The organism is Tepidibacter mesophilus (assembly GCF_002724055.1).
GTDB lineage: Bacteria > Bacillota > Clostridia > Peptostreptococcales > Peptostreptococcaceae > Tepidibacter_A > Tepidibacter_A mesophilus.
In genome coordinates this window covers 21335-39302 of record NZ_BDQY01000014.1, presented here as the reverse complement: position 1 = coordinate 39302, position 17968 = coordinate 21335, and the positions used below count along the sequence as shown (strand labels likewise).

Here is a 17968-nt window from a genome sequence, read left to right as displayed (position 1 = left end):
GAATGTTAAGTTTATGTTAAAAATATTAATTTTTTATTAAAATTGTTAATTTCATATTAAATTTTTCTATATTTATTTATTATACTCTCAGCTACTTTTATTCCATCAACCGCAGCAGATACTATTCCTCCAGCATATCCAGCGCCTTCTCCCGCAGGATAAAGTCCAGATATATTTACAGATTCAAATCCGTATTCATCTCTTACTATTCTTATAGGAGATGATGATCTCGTTTCAACCCCTGTAAGTACTGCATCATTAAGTGCAAACCCATCTAGTTTCTTATCAAGATTTACCAAACCTTCTTTCATTGCTTCAACTACGAAATTTGGAAGGCACATTCTTAGGTCTGTAAGAGTATATCCCGGCTTATATGAAGGTTTTACACTTTTAATTTGAGTGGATTTTGTATCATTTAAAAAATCGCCCACTAGTTGAACTGGTGCTTTGTAGTTTTTTCCTCCTAATTCAAATGCTAACCTTTCATATTTTTGCTGGAAGTAAACACCTTCTAGCGGATGATCACTCTCAAAATCTTCGGGGCCTACATTTACTAAAAGAGCGCTATTTGCATTTTCCTTATTTCTTGAATGTTCACTCATTCCATTTGTAACAAGTTCTCCTTTAGATGACGATGATGCTATAACGCTTCCTCCAGGACACATACAAAATGTGTATGTAGTTCTTCCTTTTTCTGTATGGTAAATAAGTCTATAATCAGCTGCTCCCAGTCTTGGATGATCATAAAACTCTTTATACTGAGATTTATTTATCATTACTTGGGGATGTTCAATTCTTGCACCTATAGCAAATGGTTTCTGGATTATTTTTACATTTCTATTATTTAACATCTCATAAGTATCTCTAGCACTATGACCTATTGCTAGTATAATTATACTAGTATCTATTATATATTCATTATTTACCTCAACGCTAACTATTGAGTCATTTTCAACTTTAATATCTGTAACCTTAGAATCAAATCTAACTTCTCCACCAAGTTCTATTATTCTTTGCCTCATATTTTTTACAACTTCCTTTAATATATCAGTTCCAACATGGGGTTTATGAGAGTATAGTATTTCATCTGGTGCTCCCGATATAACTAATTCTTCAAGAACCTTTCTACATCTCAAATCTTTTATTCTTGTAGTCAATTTACCGTCTGAAAAAGTACCTGCTCCTCCTTCTCCAAATTGAACATTAGAATCTTCATTTATTTTTCCTGTTCTCCAAAATAAGTTTACATCTTTTGTTCTTTTATCAACATCCATTCCCCTTTCTAAAACTATAGGATTATAACCTCTTTGGGCAAGTACTAATGAAGCGAATAGTCCAGCAGGTCCCATTCCTATAATCACAGGTCTTTCTCCTAACTCTTTGTTTCCCATTTTCACATCATTATACTGTAACTGTGGGCTCAATCTAACATCGTTGCTTTTTATCTTTTTTAATATATTATTTTCCTGTTTAACGTTAACATCTACTGTATATATAAAGTTTATTTTTCCTCTTTTTCTAGCATCTATTGACTCTTTAAATATTGTATATTCTATTAATTCTTCTTCTCTTATTCTTAATTTTTTTAATATTTTTTGTTCAATATTTTTTATATCCTCATCTATATCCATCTTTATATTTGATATCCTTATCATATTTATTATCCTTTCTTATATGTTTTTATTATTTAAAAATTCCCAAATTGAAAGTCCTATTTATAAATATCAACCATATATCTATAAATAGGACTTTTAAGTTTTATATGTAAATATATAATGCTTTAGTTTATTTCATGATAATATACTATCTTTCTTCATTTTAACATAATTATCTAATAAAACATCTAATTCTTGACTTAAATCTATTATTTCTTTATTAACAAGTTTAAAATTGTTGTTCTCTATCAATTTATTGAGTTTTCCCCTCATTACCTCTATATTAATCTGTAAATCGTTAATATTTTGCATATAACCCGCCCCCCTTTATAAATTTACACTATGATGAAGTAAAAATCAACAAATTTCATTTTATTTATTTAGACTGAAAATTACATTTATAGACGTTTCTTTCATATTTATTAAAGGAATTTCTTGCATTATGAAATTTTTTATCTTTTTTTCGAAACTATAGTGTGATATTTCTATATTTTCAGATAAATTCTCAACGACAGCATATCCTACACTTTCATCAATTCCTCTATCCTTATACAAAGGGTTTATATTTAATTGTATAAATTTCAAATCACATATAAATTTTTCTTCGTTTCCTAGTTCTATTATATCATCATACTTAAATATTTTGTATTGATATATGTTTTCGTAAGCCTGTATTTCTTCTATTCCTATAATGTCCATTTTATTCACTCCTCTTTAATTAACAATGCTATATGTAGTTTATATCATATATATTATTATTTGCAAATACTTAAAAAGTCATGTTATTACTTTTAATAATAACATGACTTTTATTTTTACCTTATCTTGAATTCTTGTATATTGCTCGTCAATTCATCAATGCTTGAATTAAGACTTTTAGCTAAATTGTTCAATTTTTCTATATCTCTTACTTGTTGTTCAGCATATGCAGATACTTGCTGAGTAGATGCTGCTGTCTCTTCTGTTACATATGCTATTTTTTCCATAGAATCTACGAATTCTACTTTACTTACATTTATATTTTTCAACATATCTTTTATATCAATAGTTTTTTCTATCATTCCATAAGTAATATCATCTATATCCTTAAATAATTTTTCTGTTTTTTCTACAACTTCATTCTGCTCATTAATTATATATGATGCTTCACTCATAATCTTACTTGTCTCATTAGTCTCTACTTGGATATTGTTTACTATTTCTGCAATCTCTTTTACTTGCTGAGTAGTAGCTTCTGCTAGCTTTTTAACCTCTTGAGCTACCACTGCAAATCCTCTACCATGTTCTCCCGCTCTAGCTGCCTCTATTGTTGCATTTAAAGCTAATAGATTTGTCTGTTCTGCTATTTGAGTTATGGTTTCACTTATATTATTTATTTGCATAGATTTTGATATCTGCTCTTTAAACTGATTTTCAATACTTTTAACTATATTTAATGTATCTACATTCTTATTTTTTAACAATAATATAGTTTGAATACCCATTTCATTGAAATTTTTTACTTTATCCGAATCAACAGCCATATCTTCAGCTACATTAGATACCTGGTCTATAAAGTCTCCAAGCTTCTTCATTTTTGATAGTGATTCATCAGTTTCACTAGCTTGTGAAGTTGCTCCTGTTGCTATTTCTTCTATAGCTTGAGCTACTTCATTTATAGACGTTGCCGTGGTTGAAGATATGTCTACTAAATCTGAAGATATACTGTGTGTACTTTTCGATATATCTTCAACGTTTATTACTAGATTTTTTATTTTTTCTATCATATTATTAAGACCTTGTGATATTAATTTTATTTCTGTTTTAGTTTTCAGTTTATTTTTTATAGTAAAATTCCCTTTTCCAACCTCATCCATGCTTTTTACTATTTTATTTATGGGTTTAGTTATACCAAATGATATGTATATACTTATTATAATAGATACTATAGTTGTTATTATCCCCACTATTAGTGATATTTCATAAATAGAACGAGTCTCATTTTCTATTATTCCTTTATCAAATACACTTATTATCTGCCATCCTATAGTATCATTGTTGTCAAATGTTATGTATTTTTTACCTTTAAATATTTCTTTGTCGTCTTTTGCTTCATATTCTATACTTCCATTTTTATTCTCATATATTTGTTTTCCCCATACCGTCTGCTTTAAATCAGTTCCAATCTTAGATTCATCTTTATAAAATGCTATTTTGCCTTCATGGTCTCCTATTATAATATCTGTACCCTCTCCTAAATCTATACTTTTTGTTAACTCCCCTATACTATCAAGTAGTATATCTACAGCTAGAACTCCTTTTATATTATTATTCTCATCATATAATTTCACAGATAATGTTATTACGTTTTTGTTTGTAACTGCATCTACATAAGTCTTTGACCAAACAAGCTTATCACTAGACATAGCTTCTATATACCATCCTCTTTCAGTTGGATCATATCCCTCAGGAAATTCAACTTCAGGATAAGTCCTCATGGTTTTATCTGATTGTCCTATATAAACAAGTAAAATATCTTTATTGTTTTGACTAAACTCTTTAAATAACTCTAATATATCCTCATCATTAGTTTTTCTAACTGATTGATCTAATCCTTGAAATATCTTGTACTTGTTGTCTATCTCTAAGTTTAGGTTATCATTCAATTGTCTTATAGATGTTTCACTCTTACTAAGCTCGCTTTGACTAATTATTTGAGCTGCTTTATCATATGAAAAATATCCAACTAGCATCATAGGAATCAATATTAATAGTGCAGAAACAGAAATCAACCTTACGCTTATCTTATTAAAATTCATTTTAATTTCCTCCCCCTTTAGTTAGTATAATTATATCACTTTTAATCAATTTTGAATATTCTGTTATTTTTATTTAAAATAAAAAGAGGACTAACCCCTTTTAGTAGTTAACCCTCTTATAAATTTCATATTATCAAATAATTTTTCTACGAAACTTTCAGTTTCTTCGTTATCTAATAAGAATATTTCAACATTAGATTCTAAATCTTTTCCTTTTATTTTACAGTACTCTCTAGCTTTATCAAGTAAATCTTCTTTATCTGCTTTAGCTAAAGTGTAATCTTTAAAATCCACTATAATATATTCTTTTATTTTTTCTTTTTCTTTTTCATAAAATCCTATTTCTATGTGATATATCATCCCAAATAAGTTTTCAAGTGTTTCTTCTCCTTTATAAATAGGTACAGCGGGGTTTGATTTTATATAACTAGTTGAAACAGCTATTTCTTTTCCTAAAGTTAGACTCATTATTATCCCTCTTTCTACATATTTATCCGAAAGCTAAAAGTTCAAATACTCTACACTCTTACAGCTAGAACTAAGAACTCTACAGTTTCTGAATTAGTGAAACAATTACCATATATGAATATTATATCACAGTGCATAAAATATAATCTATGTTATATTTTATGCACTGATTTTATTTCTTTATATCTTTTTCCTAAAGTACTTGGACTTACTTTATATTTTTTAGCTATGGCACTTTGAGTTACATTTACTCCATCTTCTTTTTTAGCATGGTATTCAACCGCTGAAGCCCACCCATTTTCAGTTCCCTTTACTTCGTTATTATTCTTGTATTCTTCCCATATAGTTAAAGCCGCCTCTTTATAAGCATCTTCTATATTTTCTGTTATAAGATTTTCAACTTCACACACTTCTTGAGAATCATCTATTTTTTTAGTATCTACTTGTTTTTCTATATTATTATTTTCTGTGTTAGAAGTTGTTTTCTTTTCTTTTAGATATTCTCCTATTTTAGGCTCTATTAGTTGTTGTATATATTTGTAGAATATATTTGTATTGTATATTAGGAATGTTTCCATTTGCTTATAAACATCTTTATTCTTTTCATATATATTATTAATATCAGCTATTATAACATCTTTTATTCTTTCAGATATAGATAATACAGTATCTATAAATTTGTTTACTTCTACAACATTAGCCGTTCTACCTATTATTAATTCTCCAGCTTTTAAATCTTTTAATACATTTATATCTTCTATATAAGTTTCTTTATCAAGTATTAAGTCTTTAAGTACAGCTTTATCTTCTTCTATATTTAATATTTTATATATAGTTATGTAAGATTTTAATTTGCTCTTTAATATATTCTTTTCTATTATATTTAATTTATCTTTGTTTTCTTCAAAGAATGATATTGCTATAGTCTTATTTTCACTAGTTATATAGTCTTGAAGGTAATATGTATTAAAGAATGAATTGAATTTAGAATTTATTTCTTTATCGTCTACGATATAAAATTTGTGTTGAGCATTAATATATTCATCATAGAATTTATCTTTTCTAGAATAAGCATATAGTTTTTGAGTCGTAGTTATATCGTGCTTTTGTGAAAAATCAACTTTTTGTTGTAACATAGAATTTTTTTTATCTTTATTTAAACAGCATTTTTTATATTTTTTTCCACTATTACATGGACATAAATCATTTCTTCCTACCAAGTTGTGTTTCCTCCCTCACATTTTATTCATTTGTTTTTATCCGAAAGCAAAAACTCCATCTGAATTAAGTTTCACTTTATTGAGATACAATATTGTATTATATCATTGTTTGTCAAAACATTCTACAAAATCACTCTATATTTTTGTTATATTGTTAATATCCCTTAATATATATTTCTATAAGTGTATGTAGATATCCTTTTATTGTTTAGGTTCTGATATTAATATTATCTAACAGTTATAAATCATATAATAATCTTGTATGTATAAGAATAAAGAGTAGATACGGATTTTATCTACTCTTTATTCTTTTTAATGTTATAACTTATTCTAAATTAGGTAATGGTACAATATTTATTTGATGTGTTGCTTTTTCTAAATTAACTTTTATGCCAATGTCAGAAGAACCTATAGATGTATTTTTTAATGATTCTACATTATATATAACAATATAATTTTTTATATCTTCTATATTTGAAGTTTCAATTTTAATTTTTTTTCCGTCTGTAGTGATGTTGATATTAGAAAGCGACTTATTGAAATTAATGTCATTTTTATCTATACTTCCATATATCTTTATTTTATCTTTAAGTATATTTATTTTACTTTCATCTTCAACTTCTAATATTATATCTTGATTTCTAATATTCTCAACTTTTACACCTAAGTCTATATCAAATCCTTTTACTAAATTAACATTACTATTCTCCTTAAATTCTCCATTAATAAACATTCCTGTTGTTATTTCAATTTCATCTTCAACAACAGTTATATTAATTGAATCAAATTCCTGCTCTCTATTTGCTTTTTCATTAAAGTCAGTAAAAGTTATTTTTGATTTATTCCCTTCACTTAAAAGATAATTTCCTGTTTTTTTAGCATTTAAATTAACCTCAACCTTTATTGGATCACCGTTATATCTATATACAGTTTTACCGTTACTTGTATCTTTAATGAATTCTATATCGTCAATATATTTTATAATTTTTTGTCCTGATGTTAAATTATTTTCTATATATTGAGGATATTCATCTGTTATTTTTATATTAGTTAAGGATATCTTATCTTTATATACTCCATTTTCTTTAAAAGTGCTTATAGCTGGTATTTCTTTTGGAGGTTGAATTGTATATTCTAATTTAAAATTATTTTTTTCTTTTATTTGATTTCCACCTACAACTGATTTAGATATTGTAAGCTCTGTTTTTTCTTCTACTGTAAATGCTCCATATATCCCTTCTCTAATAACATTTCCATCTTTTCCTGTTCTAAAGGCGATATAGTAATCTCCTGATTCAGTTGGGAATTTTACCCCTTCATTTCCAGTAAATATAGTTGTAGCATATTCTCCTGGTGAATTATCTTTAGATGGATATAACCAATCTGATGGAACTATTGCTGAATTTTTATTTATTGTTTTATTATCACTATAGACCATTTGAAAGTGGGCCCTTCCGCCCCAGTTAAAGTATTCCAGATAAATCGGATAATATTCACCTGCTTTTAAGTCATAGCCTTCATTAGAGCTTCCAAATCTTGACCCTTGTACTTTAAACATATCAACAAATTTCTTTGTATTTCCACCAACTGTTATATAGCCTTTACATCCATCATCTGAGTTCATTCCAAATTTATAATTTCCATCCTTAGGAACTTTAATATACCCCCAGAATTTTGATGCTTCTTTATAATCTAAGTTTATATTTCCACTAGACCAAGCTATATCCATCTCATTCATAAATACTGAATTTGTAATCCATCTTTTTTCTTTAGTCCCATCTTCTTTTTTATATTCTTCCCATTTACCATATTCTGATGAAGTTGTCGAATATGTTGTAGGTTTATATACTGTCGCATCAAATGGAGATTCAAAAACTAATTCTGGGTTATTCCAATCTGATTTATTCTGCATAGTCTTCATATGACTTACGTCATAACTTCTTTTATTTAAATATCCTTGTTTTTCTTTAACAACATCTTGATTTATAGTTTCTCCATTTAATTTTATACTCTCCCAATCATTTGTAGGCGTTTTTGAATTTTTTATAAATTGATATTCAAAAAAGTCTACATTTTCCCCCTTCACACTTATATCAGCATAAGCATCTCCTTGAAGTCCTATAGATAGATCTATTTTATCAACCTTCCTATCCGCATTTGTAGAAGGTATATTAAGTGTATTCCTATCCCCTAAAGTATCTCTTACTTTTATATTAATTTCAGGTAAATTTTTCTTTAAATTATTTACTGTTGCTGTTGCAGTCCCTGTATTTCCTGCTATATCTACAATATTGAACGTGTATGTTCCATTTTCAGATACTTTATACGTTGTGGTATCTCCTTCTACCCATGTTCCATCTGGTTTTTGTACACTTTTCACACCAGATCCTATATCATTTGCTATTAAAGTCAATGTTACATCTTGATTTGTAGTTGGTGTAATATTAATATTCCCTGTAGGCTGTACTTTATCTATATTTGTTATACTTAAACTATTTATGGAATATTGATCTAATTCATCTACTCCTCTAGCTTGAATTATTGCATTACTCGTTACAGTAATTGGCTCGTTATATGTTTGCCATGGGTTATCATCAATTTTATACTCTCTTATCTCAGAATCATTAGAGTACTGAATGCTTACTTCAACATTTTGATTTGTCCATGTAGTTGGAGTTTGGGTAAATATAGGTTTTTCCGGCTTATCCTTTATCTCAATGCTCAAGGCTTCTAAATATTTTTTATCACTTTTATCTAGAATATCTATATTTGCAAAAGAATTTTTGTTATCTCCAAAAGTATATATGCCTTGTCTATCTAATTTGTATCGAACCGTAAATGAAACAGGATCTGCTACATATAATGTCTTTTCTTGATTTAGCTTATACGTTATATCCATATCTCCTATTATCTTGTTATTATCTACATGAAAACTTTCCGGCAAATTATCTGTATGTAAAATGTCCCTTACTTGTTCATTATTTTGTGCAGTAATAGTTTCTTCAAAATGTATCTTCCCTGAAATAGAGTTTAAAATTCCTTCTGCAAATTGATCATATAACTTTTGTAGAGTACTACTATTTTGTGTAGAATAATACTGTCCTTTTGCTCCTGCAGTATTTGCTATTTCTTCATTACTACTACCCGCTCCTGAACCAAATCCTACTACAAAAAAGGATGTTATATCATCTGATTTTTTAATTTTTTCATCTACTACATTTTTTGCATAATTTAAGGATGCCTCATCCCCTTGCTGATTTCCTAAATAACTTAAGTAATCTTTTAAATAATATGCTGTTCTAAATTCATCTAATTTATTATGATATATAATATCATTTATATTTGAACCCATATAATCATCTAAACGTCTATAATATTTTCCCTTGTAGCTCGAATCAGAATTATATACGTCCGTAACATCACTATAATTGCGACTTCCATTTATATCTTTACTATAAGCTGTAGCTACTCCGTCAGTCATTAAAATAATATATTTTTCTTTTGCAGATGTATCTGCATCAAGCATTGATTTCGCAATCCTAATTCCATCTCCTATATTAGTGGCTCCATTTACACCTAATCCATCTATACTATTTTTTAGATTTTGCGCTCTAGATGGAACAGATTTGATATCACTTACTTTACTAGCATAACTACTATATTCTACTAATCCAATATTGAAATTCTGTGAGTTCTCGAATTTATCTACAAAATTTTTAGCAACATTTTTCATTATGGTCAATCTTGAAGTTTCATTATAATAATAAGGTTCTCTATTTTGTGTTGGAATCCATCTCATACTTCCTGAAGTATCAATAATTAATATTATATCCTTCTTACTACTATCCTGTTCTCTAAGAATTGGCTTAGGTGTTATAGTATATCTAATATCAAAATAATCTTCTTTTTTCATTTTCACCTCATCAATAGATCTACTAATATCCATTAAATTAGATGGTGATGTATCTTCTTTTATTTTTACTAATCCTATATGTATATCTGTTGAAGGTTTCATTTTATATGATTTTCCATTTGTAGGATTTACTTTTGAATCATACTTATTTGTTGTTAATTCATATCCTCTATTATTCAGTTCCTCTAAATCTACCTTTATTATATTATCCTTACCAGAATTTTTAGCCGAAACACTATAATATCCATTTGAAGATGAAGTTGTTCTATAATTCCATTCTTTTTTATCTGCGTTCCCATTGTAAGAATAAATAATTATATCCTCTACTCCTTTTTCTCCTGAATCCCATATTCCGTTTTCATTCACATCTTCCCACACATAACCACTTATTTTTTCATCTTTATTAGGATTTCCATAAACAGGTGTAAAGGTTGTAATAATCATACACATTATGACGCAAATACTAATTATTTTTTTAAATTTTTTTTCCATACTCCCCCTCCTATTTTTATTTATTTCTAAAATAAACTTCATCTATAATTTCAACTTCAGATTTATTCTTTTTTGCTTTAATTTTTATTTCAATACCTTTACTATCTTTATAATTCGACGTATTCGGAATAAGTCTCATTTCAAAATTTTCGATATTCCCAGATATTGCTTTATTCACCGGCTCTCCATATCCATAAAATATTGTCTCATCATTAAACTTAAGTAATAAATTATCTGGTATATTTTTAAATATAATTTTATCTACTTTATAATACCTAGTTATTGAGTCTTTTTCTCCTTCTATTGAATATATACCCTCTGTTTCTCTTATTTTATCTATAATTTTAGTCATTGCATTTTGAGCTTGATCCTGTACTGTTATTTGGTCATCTGCTTTAAAAAACAATCTGTAATTTGATATAAAAAATGATCCTACAACTCCAATTACAATCGATGCTATTGCTAAAACTATAAGTAACTCTATTAATGTAAATCCTTTTTTATTAAAAAGATATTTCATTTTTCAACCCTTCTTTGAAACTAATTTTTTATTTTTTCCCAATCTGTAATATTTATTAAATCAGAAAATTTGTAATAAGCTTTTATATCACTATCTACACCCATATTGTCTAAATATACGTTTATTTCTTTACTCCATCCTGAATCTTGAGTAAATAAATCTCCTATTTGGGTTCCTTCTGTTATTATTTTTATATCTTCAGCTATTTTATTAATAACATAATTATTATTAAATTTTGTTTTGTAGTCATTAGTAAATATTTTTTCTTCATCATCTTGTATATATATATTTCCTTTTGCTACTATCATTCCTGTAAAGTTTATTTTTCCTGATATATAAACATCACCTTTAGTAACTATTATTCCTTTTAATACTCCATCTGAAGGTTGTATGGTGTAGTCAGAATCAGATCGTGATTCACTTGAATCAGGACCTACTATATAAATAGATTGGTTTTGATTTGAATTTGCAATATATATTTCTTTATTTTCTTTATTTTTTACTATGTCTTTTTTAAAATTAAATCTTTCTTCTATATTCAATTTACTATCTATTTGATTGTCATCTAAACTAATTTGTGAATCTCCTATTGTATTTACATAATGCTTATATTCTTTAAATTTTTCTTTAAATAAAGTCTCATAATCAAGAGAACCAGAGGTAGATTCATTTAATTTTGATGTACTATCAATATAAGCACCGATCGAATATTTTACATTTTTAATATCAATGTCTATATTTCTATTTCCTAAGTTTAGAAAATTATCTCCTTTAGTTGTATTTATTTCTTTTATATATCTAGCCAAATCCCTTGCTTGAAAATCTGTCCCATCCTTTTTATGTACTAAAGTTAAAGGAGAACGATATTTAAAACTTACTTTACTCTGGTCTTTATCATTACTATAATAATATTCACTATTTGTATCTTCTATTTTTTCTGTATATGCTCTATAGTTTCCTTTTACAGATACACTTTCTCCTGTTTGATAATCACCATCAGCTAAATTTATATATACAGTTCCTCCAATAAATATCCCTTTATTATCATCTACTATGTCTTTGTTATCTCGCGTATATTTTCCAGTTATTTTTATACTAGAACCATTTTGTTCTCCTATATCATCACTATTAATAACAATACTACTGCTTTCTTCATGTGTATCGGAATGTGAACCATCAGAAAATCCATAGTAACTTCCATAAATATTTATGTGTGATTTCTTTCCATTTAACTCTATGTCATCAATAGTATTAACATCTGCTGTATTTTTTTCTTCACCTATATTTATATCACAATTTTCTTGTGAATCCGGTATAACTAAACTATTACAATATACATCTCCATTTTTTATAGTTATATTAGAATTGTTGGATTTTGTTTGAATATAACTACCTGTTATCACATTTCCATTTACAGTTAATTTACCTGATTTGTTATTTTCTCCTACTATAATGCCTCTTTCTTTGATATGTTTATCTGTATTTCCATATGCATATATATCCCCGTTTACATTTACATTATTTCCAGTTATAATTATATCTTTATCTGATATTAAAGCATTTGTCCAAAGTATATTTTCTTTTAATGTTAGTACTTCATTTCCTATGTAGTACGGAGTATTATACTCTGGTATTGATATAGAAAATGTACTCTTAATCTGTTTATTAATACTTTCATGAGTGAATTGAGAAACTAATGTAAATTTAAATTTATTATTATCTTCTTTCATATACTTTTTTAAATCTTCATTATAACTGTCTAATTGTGTTTGTATTATATCTTTTTTCATTGGTGGAACATTAGGATATTCATCTATTTTTTCTACAACAATATTTGGTTTTGATGAATCTATATTACTATCTAAAATAGAATAATTATCAGGTTTTACTAATTGTTCTTTAAGATCGTTTACACTAGTATCTTTAGCATCTTTTTTATTAAAATAGTCAGTATACCCCTGAGCAAACCATTGTTGCATTTTTATCTTTATATTTTCTTTATTTACACTTCCATCTCCATCTATAAACACACTGTCTATAGAGTCTTCTATTGGTTCTTTATGTTCTTTTGCTCTTTCATCACTTATAAACTTTGGTAAACTATCTTTAACTTTTTTATTTCCAGCTTTAATTGCTTCATCAACTTCATGCACCATAATACCATAAGCTTCTTCAAGCCCTGCTTCTGATAAATAGAATGATGTTTTTTGTCTTTTATCATGCATCTTTACTTTTAAATTCATTACAGCCGATGACATTATAGCTGTCCCTAAAATACTAAGTACCGATAAACTCATTAATACCATTATTAAGGTAGATCCTCTTTGGGATTTTAAAATTTTTCTTATCATACATATCTACCCCTAATCTATCTTTTTTAGTGCTACTAATTTTGTTATTTCTCTATTATTTTTTTGTACTGTTATTGTAATTTTATATACCCAATTATTTTCTTCTTTTGCTACTGTATTATCATAAATATTCTTATGTATATATACTTTTCCTATTGATTTTTCTATGATCATTTCATTATTGCTATCTTTAGAATTTATAATATATATATTAGTTTTTGGTTCATTCAAACTAGATACTTGTAAATTTATTTTTTTATTTCCATTACAGTTTAGTTTTATATTGATATCTTCGTTACTTAAATCTATATTATTTACCGTTTTCTTTTTGTTGTTAAAAGCTATAGTTATTTCTGTATCTGAATATTTTTGTACATCTATTTTTATGGTTTCGTTTTCTTCAATATATTCTTCTGTATTATCTTCAAAAACAATTTTATCTTGTGTATCATTATCTTTTTCTATTTTCATTTCTCCATGATATGTTATTGATCGTTCTTCACTTTTATCTTCTTCTTTTATTTTATGTTTTAGCGTCTCTACTTTTTTATATACTACAAAATCTCCTTCATCTTTCTTATAAGTTACAACACTGTCATTATGTTGAGCAGTAGTATCTATTGTAAAGCCATTATCACTTGTATTTATAGTTAACTTATTATTTTCATGAACTATACTATCACTAAATTTTGTCTTTTCGATATATTTTTCAGCTAACTGATTTGCTTTCAGCCTATCTTCTGAGTCTTTATTTATTTTTATTGTATTCACAAAAAAAGTAGAAAGAGGCACAATAATAATTCCAAGTATTGCTAAACTGACAATAAGTTCAACCAACGTCAATCCTTTATTAGATTTTATCATTTTATCACCTTAACACTTCCAAGCTTATTAACTACTTTTACTCTAGGATTTTTATCATCTTCATAATCAACTTTTACATTTAATTTTAGATTTGTTTTATTTATTAAGGATAAATTTATACCACTATTATCTTCAGGACCATTCCTTTTATTACTTATAATATTCAGATTTACAGTAGTTCCATGTGGGTCAAATTCAATCATATCATTTTCATAATCTTGCGGGTAAGCTTCTCCTTGAGTTTTATATTTATAGTAATATTTTTTATCAACTTGAACTATTTGAAATTCTACATTTTCAAAATTTTGGTTATCCGCGTATACATAACTTCTACCTAGCTTATCCATCGCCCTTCCCATTATAACAGTAGGCAAATCTGAGGATATAGGCTTTACAGTCATAATAAAATCATTATTTACAACTATATTGTTATTCTTATTATATTCAGAGTACCCACTAAAAGGAACAAACGGGTCATCTTTACCATATCCATTATCAAAATCCCACTTTAAATACTCTTCGTCCTGTTCATGAATTTTTGGAACAGAATAAAAATCTAATGCAATACTTCCTGTTATACTATTGTCATCAGTTACAATTCCTTCTTCATCCGTATTATTTTCTTTAGATTTAGATATTGAAATACTACTTACAAGTATTTTTTTATCATAAGTTTCTATTTGTTCTAAAAAATTAATTATATCTTTATATTTTCCTTTATAACTAATTGTTGCAGTCATTTTTTCAGTTTCTCTCTTATTTTCATCTGGTTTTTCTGTATTTTCTTGATTTTCATTACTTACTTCATTATTTTTTTCTTTCTTATTACCTTTATATTCTTCTAATAGATTTTTTATTAAATAAGTTTTATCTTTTTCTTCTTCTTTTTTTACATCAATTTCATTCACATCTATCTCAGAAAAACTAATCGAATTACCTTCTAAGTTAGCATCTGCAAGCATCTCATCTAAGATTACTATTATTTTTTCTTGATTTATACTTGGGAATAAAGGTTTTGTCATTGATTTTATTTTAGCATTTATAATTTTAAAGTTTTTATGCACAGGACTATTCTCAGATATTTCTAATTTAACTCTTTCAACCTCAGCTTTTTTATCTATTACCTCTTGCTCAATATTATCAAGCTTTATAAGCTGTTGACTTAATATAAATTTGTAATATCCTCCTATAATAAGCATTAACCCTAATATTATTAGCATGATTTTTTCTCTTGTAGTTAATTTCACTACATTTCACCGCCCTTCAGTATACACTTTAAGGCAAATGTGAAGTTTTGAGATTCATCTGATTCTTTGTTTATATTAGATATATGTACAAAGTTGAATATTTCTAATTGCTTCAAATTATATTCAAGTTCCCCTATAGATGTTCTATTCATTGATACTCCCTGTATAGTTACATTTAATCCGTCTATATTCATAGACTTTAAAAATAAATTTGTAGGTAGTTTCGAAGATATTCTATCCATTAAAATAGTATTGATTTTATCTGATTTATTCATGTCTATGCTAAGATTACTTACTTCGCTATAGTATTTTTTCATAATATCTATTTTTCTTTTTTTCTCATTTACTTTTTTTAAATCTGTAACTACTTTTTCCGAATCTAGATACTCTTGATAATATGCTTTTTCTGCTTCTAATTTTTTAATTTTATTATTTGTGTATACTGTAAATCCACACATACATATAATTAGTATAATTACACTTGAAAATATCAATATATTATTGTTCTTTGATTTCTTGTTTTGGTCTATATATGGTGAAAAAAAGTTAAAATCTCTCATGTCACTCTACCTACTTTCGTATAATTGATCCTATACAATTTAAATATTGACTAAGCTTTATATCTTGTTCTTCTTTTCCAAGCTTTATATTGGACATTTTTTCTATTTTTGCAACTTCAATATTTAATTCTTTTTTAAAGTAATCTTCTAATCCTTTAGTCTGTGATCCTCCACCATATAAATATATTTCTTCTATTCTATTGTCTCTTTTTGTATTTTCATAATATCTGAATAATCTTCTAATTTCTTGTATCCAATTATTAACAGAGTCTTTTACTACATCATTTAACATTTCTAATGAAATAAGACTATTGTTATTATTTAAATTAGAATTTTCTATTTTTCTTTTTTCAGCTTCTTCTAATGATAGATTAAGCATATTTGCAATATTTATATCTATTTCATTACTTCCAACAGGTATAATCCGACTAAATTCTACTATTCCATTAGAAATCATATTCAAATTTATATGATTATGCCCTATATCTATAACCGCAACAGTTTTATCTAAACTGGAATTTTCATCATTAATTATAACCTCTGATTCACATAATTTAGATATAGCATTTGAATTCATATCTAAAGCTACAGGAGTTAAATTTAATTCTTTTATAAATTTCAAACAATCTTCTGCTATTGTTTTAGGAAGTGCCGCTACAATTATTCTTCCTTTTTTTATACCTTCTTCAATAAAAGTTTCTAAAATTTTGTACTCTATTACATACTCATCAAACATAATTGGTAAATACTGCTCTATTTCAAATCTTACCATTGTATCCATTTCTTCTTCTTTTTTAGCAACAGGTAATGTTATTTCTCTGTTTATAATCAATGTACTCTGCACTGTAAAAATTGTCTTTTTAGTTTTTATATTTTGACTTTGTATATATTCAGTTATAACAGATTTTAATTTTTCTATATTTAATATATTTCCATCTTTATATGAATTAGGAGGAGTTTCTATCATAACTGCTTTTTCAACTAATACAGTATTTTTACTTTGCTTTCCTACTACTATTTTTATATTTTTACTTCCTATGTCTATAGACAAAACTTTGTTATTAAACAAGTCTATCCCCCCTATTAATCTAGCTTATTATCTTGAGTATATACCAATTTATCATTTCATTTCCATAGTAAATTGTTACAAAAGCCGCCATGGCTATAAAAGGCCCAAACGGAATAAAATCTTTTCTGCTTTTTATTTTTAAAGATATTAATATCAACGATACAATTGCACCTATGATGAAAGATAATAAAGTTATCAAAAGAATATATTTATATCCCAAACTAAATCCTAACATCCCCATGAGCTTGATATCTCCACCACCCATAGCATTAGTTACTAGTGCAATAATCAAAAACAATCCTCCACCTATAAGTAATCCTGCAATCCCATCCCACATATTGCCTTTAAAATTATATCCTATATGTATAATAAAACTTAGTATTATTCCAAATATTATGACTTCGTCAGGTATAATTTGATAATCATAATCTATGAAACTTATAACTACAAGAATACTAGATAAAAGAGCATATTTTATGAATAAGATGGTTATACTAAACTTTAGATATAATATTAAATAAATTAGAGCATTTAATATCTCAACAATAGGATATCTCATGGATATTTTTTCTCTACAATATCTACACTTACCCCTTGTCCAAATAAAGCTTATTACTGGGATTAAATCGATGGGTTTTAGATTAGTTCTACATTTTGGACAATGAGACGGTGGAAATGAAATTGATTCGCTTCTTGGTATTCTATATATACATACATTTAAAAATGAGCCTATGAGAAGGCCTAGGGTTAACATTATAAAATTCATTATTATAAACTCCTTATATATACAAATAACACAATATTCCTACTG

Annotated in this window: 14 protein-coding genes; all 14 read right to left on the bottom strand. The window is 26.7% G+C overall.

Annotation, left to right across the window (positions count from 1 at the left end; all coding sequences use genetic code 11):
• Positions 1-56: 56 nt before the first annotated feature.
• A complete protein-coding gene (locus Tmeso_RS09820; RefSeq protein ID WP_099190693.1) occupies positions 57-1655 on the bottom strand; it encodes an NAD(P)/FAD-dependent oxidoreductase in 1599 nt (532 codons plus the stop codon).
• A gap of 135 nt (positions 1656-1790) precedes the next feature.
• Complete coding sequence (locus tag Tmeso_RS09815) at positions 1791-1967, bottom strand: aspartyl-phosphate phosphatase Spo0E family protein (protein WP_099190691.1); 177 nt, start codon at positions 1965-1967, stop codon at positions 1791-1793.
• Positions 1968-2027: 60 nt separating this feature from the next.
• On the bottom strand, positions 2028-2354 hold the full coding sequence (locus Tmeso_RS09810) for a hypothetical protein (RefSeq protein WP_099190689.1): 327 nt from the start codon (positions 2352-2354) through the stop codon (positions 2028-2030).
• Between the two features lie 116 nt (positions 2355-2470).
• A complete protein-coding gene (locus tag Tmeso_RS09805; protein WP_099190687.1) occupies positions 2471-4453 on the bottom strand; it encodes a methyl-accepting chemotaxis protein in 1983 nt (660 codons plus the stop codon).
• Positions 4454-4543: 90 nt separating this feature from the next.
• A complete protein-coding gene (locus Tmeso_RS09800; RefSeq protein WP_099190685.1) occupies positions 4544-4921 on the bottom strand; it encodes a hypothetical protein in 378 nt (125 codons plus the stop codon).
• 152 nt (positions 4922-5073) lie between these two features.
• Complete coding sequence (locus Tmeso_RS16855; protein WP_099190683.1) at positions 5074-6141, bottom strand: YecA family protein; 1068 nt, start codon at positions 6139-6141, stop codon at positions 5074-5076.
• 325 nt (positions 6142-6466) lie between these two features.
• Positions 6467-10546 (bottom strand): VWA domain-containing protein, encoded by a 4080-nt coding sequence (locus Tmeso_RS09790; RefSeq protein ID WP_187296302.1) that lies wholly within the window; start codon positions 10544-10546, stop codon positions 6467-6469.
• 16 nt (positions 10547-10562) lie between these two features.
• Positions 10563-11066 carry a PilW family protein gene (locus Tmeso_RS09785; RefSeq protein WP_099190679.1) on the bottom strand — a complete coding sequence of 168 codons (504 nt, stop codon included), beginning with the start codon at positions 11064-11066 and terminating at the stop codon, positions 10563-10565.
• A 20-nt stretch (positions 11067-11086) separates the two neighbouring features.
• The gene (locus tag Tmeso_RS09780; RefSeq protein ID WP_099190677.1) at positions 11087-13417 is read right to left on the bottom strand and encodes a pilus assembly PilX family protein; all 2331 of its coding nucleotides are present in this window, start codon (positions 13415-13417) and stop codon (positions 11087-11089) included.
• A gap of 12 nt (positions 13418-13429) precedes the next feature.
• On the bottom strand, positions 13430-14281 hold the full coding sequence (locus Tmeso_RS09775; RefSeq protein WP_099190675.1) for a PilW family protein: 852 nt from the start codon (positions 14279-14281) through the stop codon (positions 13430-13432).
• On the bottom strand, positions 14278-15528 hold the full coding sequence (locus Tmeso_RS09770) for a hypothetical protein (RefSeq protein ID WP_145993151.1): 1251 nt from the start codon (positions 15526-15528) through the stop codon (positions 14278-14280). The genes Tmeso_RS09775 and Tmeso_RS09770 overlap by 4 nt, the downstream gene beginning before the upstream one ends.
• Positions 15528-16088, bottom strand: a complete 561-nt coding sequence (locus Tmeso_RS09765; RefSeq protein ID WP_099190671.1) for a PilN domain-containing protein — start codon at positions 16086-16088, stop codon at positions 15528-15530. The genes Tmeso_RS09770 and Tmeso_RS09765 overlap by 1 nt, the downstream gene beginning before the upstream one ends.
• A 10-nt stretch (positions 16089-16098) precedes the next feature.
• Positions 16099-17157 carry a type IV pilus assembly protein PilM gene (gene pilM / locus Tmeso_RS09760; RefSeq protein ID WP_187296301.1) on the bottom strand — a complete coding sequence of 353 codons (1059 nt, stop codon included), beginning with the start codon at positions 17155-17157 and terminating at the stop codon, positions 16099-16101.
• 19 nt (positions 17158-17176) lie between these two features.
• The gene (locus Tmeso_RS09755) at positions 17177-17923 is read right to left on the bottom strand and encodes a prepilin peptidase (RefSeq protein ID WP_099190666.1); all 747 of its coding nucleotides are present in this window, start codon (positions 17921-17923) and stop codon (positions 17177-17179) included.
• Positions 17924-17968 lie beyond the last annotated feature (45 nt).

Bases quoted from the DNA above. Each gene is read 5' to 3' on its own strand.
- Tmeso_RS09810 (WP_099190689.1), bottom strand. From the start codon at position 2,354: ATGGACATTATAGGAATAGAAGAAATACAGGCTTACGAAAACATATAT.
- Tmeso_RS09765 (WP_099190671.1), bottom strand. From the start codon at position 16,088: ATGAGAGATTTTAACTTTTTTTCACCATATATAGACCAAAACAAGAAA.
- Tmeso_RS09800 (WP_099190685.1), bottom strand. From the start codon at position 4,921: ATGAGTCTAACTTTAGGAAAAGAAATAGCTGTTTCAACTAGTTATATA.
- Tmeso_RS09790 (WP_187296302.1), bottom strand. From the start codon at position 10,546: ATGGAAAAAAAATTTAAAAAAATAATTAGTATTTGCGTCATAATGTGT.
- Tmeso_RS09820 (WP_099190693.1), bottom strand. From the start codon at position 1,655: ATGATAAGGATATCAAATATAAAGATGGATATAGATGAGGATATAAAA.
- Tmeso_RS09785 (WP_099190679.1), bottom strand. From the start codon at position 11,066: ATGAAATATCTTTTTAATAAAAAAGGATTTACATTAATAGAGTTACTT.
- Tmeso_RS09775 (WP_099190675.1), bottom strand. From the start codon at position 14,281: ATGATAAAATCTAATAAAGGATTGACGTTGGTTGAACTTATTGTCAGT.
- Tmeso_RS09805 (WP_099190687.1), bottom strand. From the start codon at position 4,453: ATGAATTTTAATAAGATAAGCGTAAGGTTGATTTCTGTTTCTGCACTA.
- Tmeso_RS09780 (WP_099190677.1), bottom strand. From the start codon at position 13,417: ATGATAAGAAAAATTTTAAAATCCCAAAGAGGATCTACCTTAATAATG.
- Tmeso_RS09815 (WP_099190691.1), bottom strand. From the start codon at position 1,967: ATGCAAAATATTAACGATTTACAGATTAATATAGAGGTAATGAGGGGA.
- Tmeso_RS09755 (WP_099190666.1), bottom strand. From the start codon at position 17,923: ATGAATTTTATAATGTTAACCCTAGGCCTTCTCATAGGCTCATTTTTA.